Below are 15,827 nucleotides of genomic sequence, written 5' to 3'. Positions count from 1 at the left end.
ATGACCGAGAACACCGCTGAGCACGCCCGCGCGGCCGAGGCCGCGCGCACGGACGCCGCGCCCCTCGTGGTGGCCGTCGACGGCCCCTCCGGGTCCGGCAAGTCCTCCGTGTCCCGCGAGGTGGCCCGGCGCCTGGGCGCCGCCTACCTGGACACGGGGGCGATGTACCGCGCCGTGGCGTGGCACTGCCTGGACTCCGGGGTGGACCTCGCCGACCCCGAGGCCATCCTCGAGGCGGCGCGCACCATGCCGCTGACCCAGTCGACCCACCCGGACGAGGACGTCGTGCTCGTGGGCGAGGCGGACATCACCGAGGCCATCCGCGGTGCCGAGGTGACCGACGTCGTCTCCACCGTGGCCGTCGTCATCCCCGTGCGTGAGGAGCTGCGCCGCCGCCAGCGCGCGGCCATCGCGGGCGCCGGGCGCATGGTGGCCGAGGGTCGGGACATCACCACCGTGGTGGCCCCCGATGCCCACGCCCGCGTCCTGCTGACGGCCTCCGAGGCCGTGCGCACGGCCCGCCGCTCCGGCCAGCTGGCCGCCGCCGGCGAGCCCGGCGTCGACGCCGGCACGTTGAATCGCCAGGTGGTCGGGCGCGATGCGCGCGACGCCGCCGTCTCCACGTTCGACCGCCCCGCCGAGGGCGTGGTGCTCGTGGACTCCACCGAGCTCGACTTCGAGCAGACCGTGGCGGCCGTGATGGCCGCCGTCGAGGAACAGGCCGGGGAGGCAGCCCGTGGGGCGCGCCCGGCCGAGAAGGGACAGGGACGATGAGCGAGAACCCGCAGAACCGCCCCGAGGACGACGAGTACACGCCCGCGGGCGACGACAAGGTGGCCGAGCGCCTCGCCGCGATGAGCGACGAGGAGGCCGCCGCGCGGGCCGCCTCGCTGCGCGCCGGCCTGGCCGACTACGAGCTGGACGACGAGGACGCCGCGCTCCTGGGCGACTGGGACGTGGACGACGACCTCGAGCCCGATGCGCCCGTGCCCCCGGTGCTCGCGATCGTGGGCCGCCCCAACGTGGGCAAGTCCACCCTCGTGAACCGCATCATCGGCCGCCGCGAGGCCGTGGTGGAGGACGTGCCGGGAGTGACCCGTGACCGCGTCTCCTACGAGGCGGAGTGGAACGGCCGCACCTTCACCGTGGTGGACACCGGCGGCTGGGAGCACGACGCGAAGGGCATCCACCGCCGCGTGGCCGAGCAGGCCGAGCTGGCGGTGGACGTGGCCGACGCCGTGGTGTTCGTGGTGGACTCCACCGTGGGCATGACCTCCACCGACGAGGCCGTGGTGACCATGCTGCGTCGCAAGGACCGCCCCGTGATCGTGGCCGCCAACAAGGTGGACGACATGGTGCAGGAGGCCGAGGCGGCCTCGCTGTGGTCCCTCGGCTTCGGCTACCCCCACCCCGTCTCGGCCGTGCACGGCCGCGGCGTGGCCGACCTGCTGGACGCCGCCCTCGAGGCGCTCCCCGAGGAGTCGGCGCACGGGGGCCTGGTGCCGCGTGGCGGCCCCCGCCGCATCGCCCTCGTGGGCCGCCCGAACGTGGGCAAGTCCTCCCTGCTGAACAAGCTCGCGGGCTCCGACCGCGTGGTGGTGGACGACCTCGCGGGCACGACCCGTGACCCGGTGGACGAGCTGATCGAGCTCGGCGGGCGCCTGTGGCGCTTCGTGGACACGGCGGGCATCCGCCGCCGCCAGCACATGGCGCACGGGGCGGACTACTACGCCTCCCTGCGCACCGCGTCCGCCCTGGACCGGGCCGAGGTGGCCGTGGTCCTCCTGGAGGCCCCCTCGGTCATCTCGGAGCAGGACGTGCGCATCCTGCAGATGGCGCTCGAGTCCGGCCGCGCCCTCGTGGTGGCGTTCAACAAGTGGGACAAGGTGGACGAGGACCGCCGTGAGCAGCTCGAGAAGGAGATCGACCGGGACCTCGCGCACGTGGCGTGGGCTCCGCGCGTGAACATCTCGGCGCTCACCGGCTGGCACAAGGACCGCCTCGTGCCCGCGCTGGACACGGCGCTCGACTCGTGGGAGACCCGCATCCCCACGGGCAAGCTCAACGCGTTCCTCGGCGAGCTCGTGGCCGCGCACCCGCACCCGCTGCGCGGCGGCAAGCAGCCCCGCATCCTCTTCGCGACGCAGGCCTCGGTCCGCCCCCCGAAGTTCGTGCTGTTCACGACGGGCTTCCTGGATCCGGGCTACCGCCGCTTCATCACGCGCCGCCTCCGCGAGACCTTCGGGTTCGAGGGCACGCCGATCGAGATCGGCATGCGCGTGCGCGAGAAGCGCGGCCGCCGCCGCTGACGCCGGCACCCCCTCCGCCGGGGGAGTCCGCCGCTCGTGGACTCCCAGGCGGCGGAGGCGGTGCTCCCATGCGGCGTCCATGCCGCCCGGCTAGCCTGGATCCATGAGAACCCGCCGACGCCCCCGCCCCGCGGCCTCGATGGCCGCCGTCGCCGCCCTGGCGCTGACCCTCAGCGGCTGTGCCGCGGACGACTCCGAGACCCAGGCCGCCCTGGAGAGCGCGAACGAGCGGATCTCCCGGGCCGAGCAGCGCATCCAGGAGCTCGAGGACGAGGCCGACCGCCGGGTCGACCTCCCGGACCTGCGGCAGCGGGCCGAGGACGCCCTCTCCGGGCTCGGCGACGCCTCCGAGGACGCGCAGGCCACGGCCGACGAGCTCGTGTCCTCCCTGCCCTCCGTGGACGACGTCGTGGACGTGGAGGCCATGAAGGAGGAGGGCAGGGTGATCGTGGACTACGCCGACGACGTCCTCTCCGCGGACCCCGCCGAGCTCGAGGGTCAGCTGCGGGACGCCGCCGAGAGGGCCAAGGAGTCCATGCCGGACCTGAAGGACGTGGAGTTCCGCGTGGGGGACCGCGCGTTCACGTTCTGACCTGCGGCGCCGTGGCACGGCGGGAGGCCGCTCCCGTGCTATCCTCGCCTGCGTACGCATGATCATCGATGGTTCGTGCCGTCCCCCGGGACGGCCCTGCCGCAGAGGCGTGTAGACCACCGCGGGACGCCTCGGCGAAGGCCGCGGACACCGGGGGACTCTCGGTCGGGTCACCCTTGGTACAGGGGCAAGGGGTGCATGGTCGCGGAAGCGGACGTGGGCCCCTTGTTCGTCTCCGGGCGGGGGGTCCCCGCCGCGTCGTCCTCGCCGATTCGCCTCCCGGCCGGGGGCGGTGTAGGATCATCGGGTGCCGAACCGCGCAGGACGCGGAGTCGCCACGGGCTGTAGCGCAGCTTGGTAGCGCACTTGACTGGGGGTCAAGGGGTCGCAGGTTCAAATCCTGTCAGCCCGACCGATCGAAGGACCCGGTTCCGCCGCAGGCGGGGCCGGGTCCTTCTGTGTCCGGGCCCCTCGGTGTGACGGGCCGTCCATGTGACCGCCCGTCCGGGTCAGACGCGGATGAGTGCGTGGGCATCGGGCACGGCCGCCCGTCCGCCGAGGCTCTCGAGCTCGAGCAGGCACGCCGCGCCGGCCACGTGTGCCCCCCGCTCCCTCACCAGCCGCGCCGCCGCGGCGAGCGTGCCGCCCGTGGCCAGGACGTCGTCGAGGACGAGGACGCGGTCTCCCGCGTGCAGTTCGGCGGAGACCTCGATGGCGGCCTCTCCGTACTCCAGCGCATAGCTCGCGGAGGCCACCGGGGCGGGGAGCCTGCCCGCCTTGCGCAGCGGCACGAGTCCCGTGCCCGTGAGCACTGCGGCGGCGCCTGCCAGCAGGAAGCCACGGGCCTCCACCCCGGCCACCACGTCGAACGACCCCGCGAAAGGCTCCACCAGCGCCTCCACGCACGCCCGGAACGCCCGGGCGTCGGCCAGGAGCGGGGTGATGTCCTGGAACGCCACGCCCGGGACGGGGTGGTCCTGGACGACGCGGATCAGGGAGCGCGCGCGGTCGATCTCGGGTGAGTGTGGCATGGGGCCAGCGTAGACGGGCGCCCGCGGGTGGCCCTCCGGGCGCGGGATGAGAGGGCCCGCCGCCCCCGCAACGTCCGTCGAGTGTCGAGCATCACCCCTTGTCAGTTTGATAACGAGGGCGTCCGGGAGGACAGTGGATCGGTGATCCATCGCACAGACACCGCCCCCGGCTCCGCGCCCGACGTCGAGCCCTCCGCCCGCGTGAACCCCGCCATGGCGCCGTCGCCCGGCGCGCCGGACGCGCACAACCCCTCGGGCCGGCGGTTCTTCGGCCAGCCCGGACCCCTCGCCAACATCTTCTCCGTGGAGATGTGGGAGCGGTTCTCCTTCTACGGCATGCAGGCCATGCTCGTGTACTACATGTACTGGTCCGTCGCGGACGGCGGCCTGGGGATCGACCGCGCGGTCGCCACGGGCATCGTGGGCGCGTACGGCGGCATGGTCTACGTCTTCTGCATCCTCGGCGGCTGGGTCGCCGACCGCCTGATCGGCTCCGAGAAGACCCTGTTCTTCTCCGCCATCGGGATCATGCTCGGCCACATCGCCCTCGCCCTCGTCCCGGGCGTGCCGGGCCTCATCCTCGGCCTCTTCCTCGTGGCCATCGGCTCCGGCGGCCTCAAGGCGAACGCGGCCAACATCGTGGGCTCGCTCTACGCCAAGGGCGACCGGGCCCGCGACGCCGGCTTCTCCATCTTCTACATGGGCGTGAACATCGGCGCCCTCATCGGCCCGCTCCTCACGGGCTGGGCCCGCGACATGTGGGGCTTCCACGTGGGCTTCGGCCTCGCCGCGGCGGGCATGGCCATCGGCCTGACGCAGTACGCCCTGACGCGCAAGGACCTCCCGGACAGCGTGCACGGCGTCCCGGACCCGCTGCCGCGCTCCCAGTACGGCCGCTGGGCGCTCATCGCGCTCGCCGCCGTGGCCGTCGTCGCGGCGCTGTTCCTCACCGGACTGGTGACGGTGGACAACCTCGCCGACGCCGTCGTCGCGCTCTCCGCCCTCGCGGCGGTCGGGATCTTCGTGATGCTCCTGACCTCGTCCAAGGTGGACGCGGACGAGCGGTCGCGCGTGAAGGCCTTCATCCCGCTCTTCGTCGGCACCGCGGTGTTCTTCGCGCTGTTCCAGCAGCAGTTCACCGTGGTGGCCCTGTACTCGGAGAACCGCCTCGACCGCGTCGTCGCCGGCTGGGAGGCCCCGATGGAGTGGGTCAACTCGATCAATCCGGTGTTCATCATCGCCTTCGCGCCGATCTACGCGGCCCTGTGGACCCGCCTCGGGAACCGCCAGCCCTCCACCCCGGTGAAGTTCGGCATCGGCATCCTCCTGATCGGCCTCGCGTTCCTGCTCTTCATCCCCATGGCGGGCGTGGCCTCCGTGCCGCTGCTGTGGCTCACGCTGATCCTCTTCGTCATGACGCTGGGCGAACTGATGGTGTCGCCCGTCGGCCTCTCCCTGTCCACGAAGCTGGCGCCCGCGGCCTTCCCCGTGATGACGGTGGCACTGTTCAACCTCGCCGTCGCGCTGGGCTCGGCCCTCGCCGGGTCCCTCGCCGGGTCCTACTCCGAGCAGAACGAGGCCGGCTACTTCGGCGTCATCGGCGCCGTGACCGTGGGCGTGGGCCTGCTCATGCTCCTGTTGGCCCCGGCCATCCGCCGCGGCATGCGCGGCGTGCGCTGACGCACGCCGTTCCCCTCCCGGCCCGCGCGCCGTCGCAGGCCCGCTCCGCGCCCCGCACCCCTCCCGGTGCGGGGCGCCGAGCGTTCCGAGTGCCGTGCGGTGGCGCGAGTCACCCGCGGATTCGGTAAGGTGCTGGAGAGCACCCACCGTCGTCTCCACCAGTGAAGGGGCCCTCCCGATGAGCACCATCCCCGCAGGACTGAAGTACTCCGCCGAGCACGAGTGGATCGCCGAGGCCGACGCCGCGGGCACCGTGCGCGTCGGCATCACCGACTTCGCCCAGGACGCCCTCGGCGACGTGGTCTACGTCGACCTCCCCGAGGTCGGCACCGAGGTCACCGCGGGCACCGCTGTCGGTGAGGTCGAGTCCACCAAGTCGGTCTCCGACATCTACGCCCCGGTGTCCGGCACGGTCTCGGCCGTCAACGAGGAGCTCGACGGCGAGCCCGGCCTCGTCAACAGCGCCTCGTACGAGGGCGGCTGGCTGCTGGAGATCACCCTCTCCGACGCCGCCGAGCTCGACGGCCTCATGGACGCCGAGGGCTACGCCTCGCACGTCAGCTGATCCCCTCCCTCCGACGCCGCCCCGCCCCCTTCGCGCGGGGGCGGCGTCGGCGGCACCCACACCACCCCCGCGCGTCGGGGGCCCGCGCACAGGAGCACCCCATGCAGCAGCCCGGATACGAACCGGACCTCCACACCTCCTCCATCAGCCTGACGGAGCTCGCCCCCCTCGTGGCGGCCGACCTCACCCCGGAGGAGTCCGATGCGGTGCGCGCGCTGCCCGTCGGCTCCGCGCTGCTGCTGGCCCACGGCGGCCCCGACCACGGGGCGCGCTTCCTCCTGGACCAGCCCGTGGTGACCGTGGGCCGCCATCCGGACGCGGACATCTTCCTCGACGACGTGACCGTCTCCCGCCGCCACGCCGAGCTGCGCGCGGAGGGCGGCGGGCACCGGATCGTGGACATGAACTCCCTCAACGGCACCTACGTGAACAACGACCGGGTGGATGAGGTGCGCCTGCGCTCCGGCATGCAGGTGCAGATCGGCAAGTACCGCCTCGCCTACTACGCCGGCGTCGCCGGCGCCTGAGCGCCGCCTCCGCTCCGTGAGCGCCCCCTCCGACGAGCCGACGCCGCCGTCCCGCACCGACGCGGGGACGCGGCCGCTCGGCGCGCTCGGCATCGGGGACGTGGTGGCCGAGCTCAAGCCGCACTTCCCCGCCGTGAGCGCCTCCAAGGTCCGATTCCTCCAGGAGCGCGGCCTGGTCCATCCGGAGCGCACCCCGGCCGGATACCGCCGCTACACCCCGGCCGACGTCGACCGGCTGCGGTTCGTGCTCACCCTCCAGCGCGACCAGTTCCTCCCGTTGAAGGTGATCCGGGAGCACCTCGACGCCATCGACCGCGGCGAGCGCCCCCAGGACCTGCCGGGCGGGGTCACGCTGGCCCCCCAGTCCGAGGCCGAGCGCCTCGGCCACGAGGTGGCCGGAGGCGAGCGGCGGCGGTCCCGCGCCGAGCTCGCGCGGGACTCCGGGGCGGCGGAGGAGCTGCTGGAGGAGCTCGAGAAGTACTCCCTGCTCCCCGTGGACGACGACGGCGGGTACAGCGTGCACGCCGTGAGCGTGGCGAGGGCCGCCGTCGCCCTGGCCGCCCACGGGCTCGAGCCGCGCCACCTGCGCCCCTTCCGTGCGGCCGCGGACCGGGAGCTCGGCCTCGTGGAGCGGGCCGTCGTGCCCCTGACGTCGCGCCGCGACGCCGCGACCCGCACCCGCGTGGCCCGCCGGGCCCACGAGATCGCCGAGGCGTGCCTCCAGCTGCACTCCGCGCTGGTGAGCACCGGCCTGGAGCAGTGGGATGACTGAGGGCGGGGACGGCATGGCCCGCGGACCGCGCAAGCGCGGTCCGGACGTGCCGCTCACGGTGCTCGGCGTGCGCGTCGAGCTGCCGGAGCAGCACCACGTCGTCCTGCTGCTCAACCCGGAGGGGGACACGATGCTGCCCCTCTGGGTCGGGGCGCCGGAGGCCGCGGCCGCCGCGCTCGCCCTGGACGCCGCACCCACCCCGCGGCCGCTCACCCACGAGCTGCTGGTCTCCGTCCTGGCGGCCCTGGGCCAGACGCTCGAGCGCGTCCGCCTCACGGAGGTGCGGGACGACGTCGTGCATGCCGAGCTCCACCTCAGCGGCGGCGCGACCGTGGACGCCCGGGCCTCCGACGCCGTGGTGCTGGCCCTGCGGGCCGAGGCCCCCGTGCTGTGCGACCCCGCGGTGCTGGCCGAGGCCGGGATGGACGCGCGCGGGCAGGAGGCCGGAGACGAGGGCGAGCTGGACGACTTCCGTCACTTCCTGGACTCGGTGCGCCCCGAGGACTTCGGCTGAGCGGTGCGCCCGGGCCCGCGCGGTGACGCCCGGCGAGTCCCCGCGGGCGCGAGCCGGGAGGGTCCGGGGGCGCGACACGACCGCCGTTCACGGCCGGGTTCGTTGACCGGCCCGGGGCTCGGACGTACCGTCGAGCAGAAGGGTCCCGCGCCGTGGACCGCCAGGACGCGTCCCCGCCTCGCCGGCCGGGCCGTCCGGGCGTCCTCGGCATCTCGCACGGGGACCCATGATCAGAAGGGTCCACCCATGACGCCGAGGACAGGTGCCGGCCATCCGCCCGTGATCGACGGCCGGCAGGACAGCCTCTTCGAGGCCGCCTCACCCGACGGCGACGTCGGCTACCGCGGCCCGACCGCGTGCAAGGCCGCGGGCATCACGTACCGGCAGCTCGACTACTGGGCGCGCACCGACCTCGTGGTGCCCACCGTGCGCGGAGCGGCCGGCAGCGGATCTCAGCGCCTCTACTCGTTCCGCGACATCCTCGTGCTCAAGGTCGTCAAGCGGCTCCTGGACACGGGCGTGTCCCTCCAGCAGATCCGCACCGCCGTCGCGCACCTGCGCGAGCGCGGCGTCGCGGACCTGGCCCAGATCACCCTGATGAGCGACGGCGCCTCCGTGTACGAGTGCACCTCCGCGGACGAGGTCGTGGACCTCGTGCAGGGCGGGCAGGGCGTCTTCGGGATCGCCGTGGGCCGCGTGTGGCGTGAGGTCGAGGGGAGCCTGGCCGACCTCCCCAGCGAGCTGCTCGGCGCCGCGACGGACGAGCCCGCGGACGAGCTCGCCCGGCGCCGGCACGCCCGCCGGCCCGCCCGCAGCGCCTCCTGAGACCCGCCTGGCGGCGGTCCCCGCGCGTCATGTGTGGGTCAGGTCACGGGCAATCAGGGTGCGCTGTGACACACTCGGGGCATGAATGCACCTGAGGAATCCGTCACCACCCGCAGCGCCGCGGGTCGGCAGGCCGAGGCCGGTTCGACCCCCGTCTTCTCCAAGGTCCTCGTGGCGAACCGCGGCGAGATCGCGGTGCGCGCCTTCCGTGCCTGCTACGAGCTGGGAGCCCGCACCGTCGCGGTCTTCCCCGTCGAGGACCGCAACTCCATCCACCGCCAGAAGGCGGACGAGGCCTACCGCATCGGCGAGGAGGGCCACCCGGTCCGCGCCTACCTCGACGTGGACGAGATCATCCGCGTCGCCAAGGACGCCGGCGCGGACGCGATCTACCCCGGCTACGGCTTCCTCTCCGAGAACGCGGGCCTGGCCCGCGCGGCGGCCGAGAACGGCATCACCTTCGTGGGCCCGCCCGCGGACGTGCTGGAGCTGACCGGCAACAAGGTGGAGGCCCTGCGCGCCGCGAAGAAGGCGGGCATCCCCACGCTCGCCTCCTCCGAGCCGAGCGCGGACGTCGAGTGGCTCCTGGAACAGGCGGAGGGCATCGGCTTCCCCATCTTCGTCAAGGCCGTCGCCGGCGGCGGCGGTCGTGGCATGCGCCGTGTCGAGCGACGCGAGGACCTGCGGGACTCCCTCCAGGCCGCGATGCGCGAGGCGGAGACCGCGTTCGGCGACCCCACGGTCTTCCTCGAGCAGGCCGTCCTGCGCCCTCGGCACATCGAGGTCCAGATCCTTGCGGACTCCGAGGGCAACGTGGTGCACCTCTTCGAGCGCGACTGCTCGCTGCAGCGGCGCCACCAGAAGGTCATCGAGATGGCGCCGGCACCGAACCTGGACGAGGACATCCGCCAGGCCCTGCACCGGGACGCCGTCGCCTTCGCCAAGGAGATGGGGTACGTCAACGCCGGCACCGTCGAGTTCCTGGTGGACACCGCAGGCGAGCGCGCCGGCCAGCACGTGTTCATCGAGATGAACCCCCGCATCCAGGTGGAGCACACGGTCACCGAGGAGGTCACGGACGTCGACCTCGTGGCGGCCCAGCTGCGCATCGCCGGTGGCGCCACCCTGCCGGAGCTCGGCATCACGCAGGACTCCCTGCACGTGCGCGGCTTCGCCATGCAGTGCCGCATCACCACCGAGGACCCGGCGAACGGGTTCCGCCCGGACACCGGCACCATCACGGCGTACAGGTCCGCCGGCGGCTCGGGCGTGCGGCTCGACGGCGGCACCATCTACGCCGGTGCCGAGGTCAGCCCCCACTTCGACTCGATGCTCGTGAAGCTCACGTGCCGCGGGCGGGACTACGCCACCGCCGTGCGCCGCGTCCGCCGCGCGCTGGCCGAGTTCCGCGTGCGCGGCGTGGCGACGAACATCCCCTTCCTCATGAACGTCATGGACGACCCGCAGTTCCTCAGCGGGGACGTGGCCACCGACTTCATCGACAAGCACCCCGAGCTGGCCTCCGTGAACCGCTCGCAGGACCGCGGCTCCAAGGCGCTGCAGTTCCTCGCAGACGTCACGGTCAACCAGCCGCACGGCCCCCGCGTCGAGGGCATCGACCCGCGCGACCGGCTGCCCGAGCACCCCGGGGACAAGCGCCAGGAGCCCGACCGCTCGCCGTTCGACGGGCCGAGCCGTGACCCCGCGGCCGTGCCGCCGCCCGGCTGGCGCCAGGTGCTGCTCGAGCGGGGCCCGGAGGGCTTCGCCGCCGCGCTGCGCGAGCAGACCGCGCTGGCCGTCACGGACACCACGTTCCGCGACGCCCACCAGTCCCTCCTCGCCACCCGCGTGCGCACGCGCGACCTCCTGGCCGCCGCGCCCGCCGTCGCCCACACCCTCCCCGGGCTGCTGTCCGTGGAGGCCTGGGGCGGGGCCACGTACGACGTCGCCCTGCGCTTCCTGCACGAGGACCCGTGGAAGCGGCTGGCCCTGCTCCGCGCGGAGCTGCCCAACATCCCGATCCAGATGCTGCTGCGCGGGCGGAACACCGTGGGCTACACGCCGTACCCCACCGAGGTGACGGACGCGTTCGTGGCCGAGGCCGCCGCCACCGGCGTGGACGTCTTCCGCATCTTCGACGCCCTCAACGACGTCTCCCAGATCACCCCGGCGATCGAGGCCGTGCGGGCCACGGGCACCGCCGTCGCGGAGGCGGCGCTGTGCTACACGGGCAACATGACCGACCCGGCCGAGACCCTCTACACCCTCGACTACTACCTGGGGCTCGCCCGCCGGATGGTCGACGCCGGCGCGCACGTGCTGGCCATCAAGGACATGGCCGGGCTGCTGCGCCCCGCCGCCGCGCGGGAGCTCGTGGGCGCCCTGCGCGCCGAGTTCGACCTGCCCGTCCACCTGCACACGCACGACACGGCCGGCGGCCAGCTGGCCACCCTGCTCGCGGCCTCCGAGGCGGGCGTCGACGCCGTGGACACGGCCACCGCGTCCATGGCGGGCACGACGAGCCAGGTGCCGCTGTCCGCTCTGGTGGCCGCGCTCGAGCACACCGAGCGGGACACCGGCCTCGGCCTCGACGCGGCCACGGCCATGGAGCCCTACTGGGAGTCCGTGCGCACCGTGTACGCGCCGTTCGAGGCCGGCCTGCCGGCACCGACCGGCCGCGTGTACCGCCACGAGATCCCGGGCGGACAGCTCTCCAACCTCCGCACCCAGGCGATCGCCCTGGGGCTGGGGGAGCGGTTCGAGCAGATCGAGTCGATGTACGCGGCGGCCAACGGCCTGCTGGGCAACATCGTGAAGGTGACCCCGTCCTCCAAGGTGGTGGGCGACCTCGCACTCCAGCTCGTGGGCCAGGGCGTGGACCCGGCGGAGTTCGGGGAGCGGCCTCAGGACTTCGACATCCCCGACTCCGTGGTCGGCTTCCTGCGCGGCGAGCTCGGCGACCCGCCCGGGGGCTGGCCGGAGCCCTTCCGCACGAAGGCCCTGCAGGGCCGCCGCGAGGGCGCCGGCACGGCCGAGGTGAGCTCCGAGGACGCGGCCGCCCTGGCCGCCGGCGGCCAGGAGCGTCGCGACACCCTGAACCGCCTCCTCTTCCCCGCCCCCACGCGGGAGTACGAGGCGCACCGCGACGAGTTCGGCGACACCGGGACGCTGCACACGCGCGACTTCCTCTACGGGCTCGTCCCGGGGCGGGAGCACGTCATCTCGCTCGGCCGCGGCGTCCGCCTGCTGGCCGTCCTGCAGTCCGTCTCCGAGCCCGACGAGAAGGGCATGCGCACCGTCATGCTCACCCTCAACGGGCAGCTGCGCCAGGTGATGGTGCGGGACCGCTCGGTGGAGTCCACGGTCCGCACCGCCGAGAAGGCCGACCCCGCGGCGGCCGGCCACGTGGCGGCGCCCTTCGCGGGCTCGGTGACGGTGCAGGTCGCCGTGGGCGACGCCGTGGAGGCCGGCCGGCCCGTGGCCACGATCGAGGCCATGAAGATGGAGGCGGCCATCACCGCCCCCGTCTCCGGCACGGTCTCGCGAGTGGTGACGGAGGGCGTGACGCCCGTCAACGGCGGCGACCTGATCCTGGTGATCGACGGTCAGTGAGCCAGCGACGACATGCCCCCCGGCCCCTAGGCTGGGGGCATGTCCACGTCTGAGGAACGCTTCGACCTGATCGTCATCGGCTCCGGATCGGGCAACACGCTCATCACGGAGCACTGGGAGGGCCGCCGCGTCGCCCTCGTGGACTCCGGCACCTTCGGAGGCACGTGCCTGAACGTGGGCTGCATCCCCACGAAGATGTACGCCTACCCCGCCCAGCTCGCGGCGACCCCCGCCGAGGCCGCGCGCCTCGGGGTGGGGCTCGAGTTCACGGGGGCGGACTTCCCGGCCATCCGCGATCGGATCTTCACCCGCATCGACGGCATCAGCGCCGACGGGCTGCGCTTCCGCAGCGAGGACCAGCCGCACGTCACCGTGGTGCGCGAGGAGGTCAGGTTCACGGGGGAGCGGCGCCTGGAGACGGCGACCGGGCGCGTGCTCACCGCTGACCGCGTGGTCGTGGCGGTCGGCTCCCGCCCGGCCGTGCCGGACGTCCCGGGCATGGACCTGCCCTCGGTCCACACCTCGGACACGGTGATGCGCCTGGACCGTCTCCCGCGCCGATTGGTGGTGGTCGGCGGCGGCTACATCGGCGTGGAGTTCGCCGCGATCTTCTCCGCCCTCGGCTCCGAGGTGATCGTGCTGAACCGCGGACACCGGCTGCTGAAGGAGCACGACCTCACGGTGTCCACGCGCTTCACCGAGATCGCCCGCGAGCGGTGGGACGTGCGCACCGGATGGACGCTGGCAGGCGTCGAGCCCGCCGCGGACGCGGCGCGCGCCGCCGATGGCTGGGTGCGGGTCCGCCTGGACCCCGCCGAGGGCCAGGAGCAGAGCGGGACGGTGGAGGAGGAGATCGAGGCCGACGCGGTGCTCGTGGCCGTCGGCCGCATCCCCAACACGGACCGGCTGCACGTGGACGCCGCCGGCCTGGACCTCACCGAGGGCGGCGTGCTCGCGGTGGACGAGCACCAGCGCGTGCTGCGCGGCGGCGAGCCGGCCGAGGGGGTCTTCGCCCTGGGCGACGCCGCCAACGACTGGCAGCTCAAGCACGTCGCCAACCGCGAGGCCCGCGTGGTGGCGCACAACCTCGAGCACCCCGACGACCTCCGCGCCATCGGCGACGTCCCGGTCCCCGCCGCGGTGTTCACGCGGCCCCAGGTCGCCTCGGTCGGGCAGACCGAGGCCGAGGCCCTCCTCGAGCACGGCGCGGAGGCCGTCACCGTGAAGGTCCAGCGGTTCGGCGACGTGGCGTACGGCTGGGCCATGGAGGACCGTGAGGGGCTGTGCACGGTGGTGGCCGAGCGGGCGACGGGACGCATCCTGGGTGCCCACATCCTCGGGCACGAGGCCGCCAACCTCATCCAGCCCTTCGTGCAGGCCATGACGTTCGGGCTCGACGCCCACACGATGGCGCGGGGGCAGTACTGGCCGCACCCCGCCCTCACGGAGGTCATCGAGAACGCCCTGCTGGGGCTCGACGTCCCGGACTGCGGGCTCCTCTGACGCCGCCCCCGCCACGCCGCCCCGGTCAGGGGCGGGGGGCGGCGCCCGCGTAGATGTCCTCGATCTCCTTCTGGAAGTCGCGGAGGATGGCCGCGCGCTTCATCTTCAGCGAGGGCGTCATGTGGCCCTCGTCCTGGGAGAAGTCCCGGTCCAGGATCCGGAACTCGCGGATGCCCTCCGCGCGGGACACGGTGGCGTTGGCGCGGTCCACGGCGGCCTGGATGTGGGCGCGCACCTTCTCCTCCCGGGCGGCGGCGGCAACATCCAGGGTCCGGGGCAGGCCGTGGGCGGCGAGCCAGGCGGGCAGGGTCTCGGCGTCGAGGGTCACGATCGCCGCGACGAAGGGCTTCGCATCGCCCACGACCATCACCTGGGAGATGAGCGCGTCGGAGCGGATGGCGTCCTCCAGCTGGGCCGGCGCCACGTTCTTGCCGCCGGCCGTCACGAGGATCTCCTTCTTGCGGCCCGTGATGCGCAGGTAGCCGTCGTCGTCGAGGCTGCCGAAGTCGCCGGTGCGGAACCAGCCGTCCTCGAAGGCCTCGGCGTCCGCCTCGGGACGGTTGTGGTAGCCGCGCATGAGCGAGGTGCCGCGGGTGAGGATCTCCCCGTCCTCGGCGATCCGGACCTCGTTGCCGCCCAGCGGAAGACCCACCGTGCCGATGCGCAGGCCGCCCGGACGGCCGACCGTCACGGGCGCCGTCGTCTCGGTCAGGCCGTAGCCCTCGAGGATGGTGACGCCCAGGCCGCGGAAGAAGTGCGCGAGGTCGGGGGAGAGGGGGCCGCCGCCGGAGACCGCGTACCGCAGGCGTCCGCCCATGGCGGTGCGGATGCGACGGTAGATGAGCGCCGAGTAGAAGGCGCGGCTGACGCGCAGCGGCACGGGCACCTTCCCGGAGTCCAGGGCCTTGGAGTAGCGGACCGCGATGTCCGCGCCGCGCTCGAAGATCCGCCCCTTGCCCCCGGACTGCGCGGAGAGCAGTGCGGCGTTGTAGATCTTCTCGAACACGCGGGGCACGGCCAGGAGGAACGTGGGCTGGAAGGACTGCAGCGAGCCCGAGAGCTGCGCGAGGTCCGCGACGTGCCCGCAGCGCGCGCCGGCCCCCACGGTGAGCACCGAGACGAAGCGTGCGAACACATGCGCGAGCGGGATGAACAGCACGGTGCTGGCGTCCTCGGTGACGACCTCGCCCAGCGAGGAGGAGAGGGTCTGGTTCACCAGCTCCGCGAAGTTCCCGTGGGTGAGCTCGCACCCCTTGGGGCGGCCGGTCGTGCCCGAGGTGTAGATGATCGTGGCGAGGTCGGCCAGGTGCGTGGCGGAGCGCCGCGCCTCGAGGTCGGCCTCCGTGACGTCCGCCCCGAGGCGGGTCAGCTCGTCCAGTCCGGCGCCCGGCTCGGCGTCGGGGGCGTCCATGGTCCAGAGGCCCACCAGGGCGTCGAGCCCCTCACGGTGCACGGCGTCCCGCACGGTCTTGGCGCGCTCGGCGGTGTCGGCGACCACGGCGCGAACACCGGAGTCCTCGAGGATCCAGGCCACCTGGGAGGCGGACGAGGTCTCGTAGATCGGCACGGTGACGGCGCCGGCGTACCAGATGGCGAAGTCCACCAGCGTCCACTCCAGGCGCGTGGCGGCCATGAGGCCCACGCGGTCCCCGGGACCGATGCCGGCGGCCATGAGCCCGCGGGCGAACTCGGCGACGCGGTCCCGGGCCTGCGCCGCGGTGACGTCCCGCCAGCCGCCCTCGCCCTCGGGCACGGCGAAGAGCGCGGCGTCCGGGCGTTCGCGGGCCTGGCGCTCCAGGACGTCGGTGATGTTGGCCTCCGGCGCCAGCCGGGGGTGGTAGGGCTCGCTGACCTCGCGCATGGTCCTCCTTGGGTCGGGTGCCTCCTCTGCGCCGCT

General features: G+C 73.6%; 13 protein-coding genes and 1 tRNA gene. 12 read left to right on the top strand and 2 right to left on the bottom strand.

Translation table 11 applies throughout. From position 1 onward, the window contains the following. The 4 genes from cmk (at position 1) to AB0302_RS02500 (ending at position 3,313) form a co-directional block, all read left to right on the top strand. Positions 1-774 carry a (d)CMP kinase gene (cmk, locus tag AB0302_RS02515; RefSeq protein WP_366370424.1) on the top strand — a complete coding sequence of 258 codons (774 nt, stop codon included), beginning with the start codon at positions 1-3 and terminating at the stop codon, positions 772-774. Beyond that, complete coding sequence (gene der / locus AB0302_RS02510) at positions 771-2,309, top strand: ribosome biogenesis GTPase Der (protein ID WP_248117749.1); 1,539 nt, start codon at positions 771-773, stop codon at positions 2,307-2,309. Before cmk ends, der begins: the two co-directional genes overlap by 4 nt. A gap of 103 nt (positions 2,310-2,412) precedes the next feature. Further along, positions 2,413-2,901, top strand: coding sequence for a hypothetical protein (locus tag AB0302_RS02505; protein ID WP_248117747.1), 489 nt, complete (start codon positions 2,413-2,415; stop codon positions 2,899-2,901). A 338-nt stretch (positions 2,902-3,239) separates the two neighbouring features. Next, positions 3,240-3,313: transfer RNA gene (locus tag AB0302_RS02500), tRNA-Pro, on the top strand. 97 nt (positions 3,314-3,410) lie between these two features. Here AB0302_RS02500 and AB0302_RS02495 read toward each other — a convergent pair. Then, positions 3,411-3,932, bottom strand: a complete 522-nt coding sequence (locus AB0302_RS02495) for an adenine phosphoribosyltransferase (RefSeq protein WP_366370423.1) — start codon at positions 3,930-3,932, stop codon at positions 3,411-3,413. 213 nt (positions 3,933-4,145) lie between these two features. Here AB0302_RS02495 and AB0302_RS02490 point away from each other — a divergent pair, with 213 nt between their 5' ends. The 8 genes from AB0302_RS02490 (at position 4,146) to AB0302_RS02455 (ending at position 13,930) form a co-directional block, all read left to right on the top strand. Continuing rightward, entirely contained in the window at positions 4,146-5,612 is a 1,467-nt protein-coding gene (locus tag AB0302_RS02490) for a peptide MFS transporter (RefSeq protein WP_366370442.1), read from the top strand. A 178-nt stretch (positions 5,613-5,790) separates the two neighbouring features. After that, positions 5,791-6,177: a glycine cleavage system protein GcvH gene (gene gcvH / locus AB0302_RS02485; protein WP_248117743.1), complete on the top strand. Its 387-nt coding sequence runs from the start codon at positions 5,791-5,793 to the stop codon at positions 6,175-6,177. A 101-nt stretch (positions 6,178-6,278) separates the two neighbouring features. Next, on the top strand, positions 6,279-6,704 hold the full coding sequence (locus AB0302_RS02480; RefSeq protein ID WP_366370422.1) for an FHA domain-containing protein: 426 nt from the start codon (positions 6,279-6,281) through the stop codon (positions 6,702-6,704). A 91-nt stretch (positions 6,705-6,795) separates the two neighbouring features. Further along, complete coding sequence (locus tag AB0302_RS02475; RefSeq protein ID WP_298985571.1) at positions 6,796-7,476, top strand: MerR family transcriptional regulator; 681 nt, start codon at positions 6,796-6,798, stop codon at positions 7,474-7,476. Continuing rightward, positions 7,469-7,990 (top strand): bifunctional nuclease family protein, encoded by a 522-nt coding sequence (locus AB0302_RS02470; protein ID WP_366370421.1) that lies wholly within the window; start codon positions 7,469-7,471, stop codon positions 7,988-7,990. The genes AB0302_RS02475 and AB0302_RS02470 overlap by 8 nt, the downstream gene beginning before the upstream one ends. Before the next feature lie 246 nt (positions 7,991-8,236). Continuing rightward, complete coding sequence (locus AB0302_RS02465; protein WP_248117737.1) at positions 8,237-8,815, top strand: MerR family transcriptional regulator; 579 nt, start codon at positions 8,237-8,239, stop codon at positions 8,813-8,815. Positions 8,816-8,896: 81 nt separating this feature from the next. Then, positions 8,897-12,427 carry a pyruvate carboxylase gene (locus AB0302_RS02460; protein ID WP_319076088.1) on the top strand — a complete coding sequence of 1,177 codons (3,531 nt, stop codon included), beginning with the start codon at positions 8,897-8,899 and terminating at the stop codon, positions 12,425-12,427. A gap of 39 nt (positions 12,428-12,466) precedes the next feature. Then, positions 12,467-13,930: a mycothione reductase gene (locus AB0302_RS02455; RefSeq protein WP_366370420.1), complete on the top strand. Its 1,464-nt coding sequence runs from the start codon at positions 12,467-12,469 to the stop codon at positions 13,928-13,930. A 25-nt stretch (positions 13,931-13,955) separates the two neighbouring features. Here the strand turns inward: AB0302_RS02455 and AB0302_RS02450 are convergent, their stop codons facing one another. Continuing rightward, a complete protein-coding gene (locus AB0302_RS02450) occupies positions 13,956-15,791 on the bottom strand; it encodes an AMP-dependent synthetase/ligase (RefSeq protein ID WP_366370419.1) in 1,836 nt (611 codons plus the stop codon). Positions 15,792-15,827 lie beyond the last annotated feature (36 nt).

It is taken from the genome of Micrococcus sp. NPDC078436 (assembly GCF_040702705.1).
Taxonomy (GTDB): Bacteria; Actinomycetota; Actinomycetes; order Actinomycetales; family Micrococcaceae; genus Micrococcus.
This window is presented reverse-complemented; position numbering and strand designations above follow the sequence as displayed.

Coding starts and splice junctions, on each gene's coding strand:
- cmk (WP_366370424.1), top strand. CDS start 1: ATGACCGAGAACACCGCTGAGCACGCCCGCGCGGCCGAGGCCGCGCGC.
- der (WP_248117749.1), top strand. CDS start 771: ATGAGCGAGAACCCGCAGAACCGCCCCGAGGACGACGAGTACACGCCC.
- AB0302_RS02505 (WP_248117747.1), top strand. CDS start 2,413: ATGAGAACCCGCCGACGCCCCCGCCCCGCGGCCTCGATGGCCGCCGTC.
- AB0302_RS02495 (WP_366370423.1), bottom strand. CDS start 3,932: ATGCCACACTCACCCGAGATCGACCGCGCGCGCTCCCTGATCCGCGTC.
- AB0302_RS02490 (WP_366370442.1), top strand. CDS start 4,146: ATGGCGCCGTCGCCCGGCGCGCCGGACGCGCACAACCCCTCGGGCCGG.
- gcvH (WP_248117743.1), top strand. CDS start 5,791: ATGAGCACCATCCCCGCAGGACTGAAGTACTCCGCCGAGCACGAGTGG.
- AB0302_RS02480 (WP_366370422.1), top strand. CDS start 6,279: ATGCAGCAGCCCGGATACGAACCGGACCTCCACACCTCCTCCATCAGC.
- AB0302_RS02470 (WP_366370421.1), top strand. CDS start 7,469: ATGACTGAGGGCGGGGACGGCATGGCCCGCGGACCGCGCAAGCGCGGT.
- AB0302_RS02465 (WP_248117737.1), top strand. CDS start 8,237: ATGACGCCGAGGACAGGTGCCGGCCATCCGCCCGTGATCGACGGCCGG.
- AB0302_RS02460 (WP_319076088.1), top strand. CDS start 8,897: ATGAATGCACCTGAGGAATCCGTCACCACCCGCAGCGCCGCGGGTCGG.
- AB0302_RS02455 (WP_366370420.1), top strand. CDS start 12,467: ATGTCCACGTCTGAGGAACGCTTCGACCTGATCGTCATCGGCTCCGGA.
- AB0302_RS02450 (WP_366370419.1), bottom strand. CDS start 15,791: ATGCGCGAGGTCAGCGAGCCCTACCACCCCCGGCTGGCGCCGGAGGCC.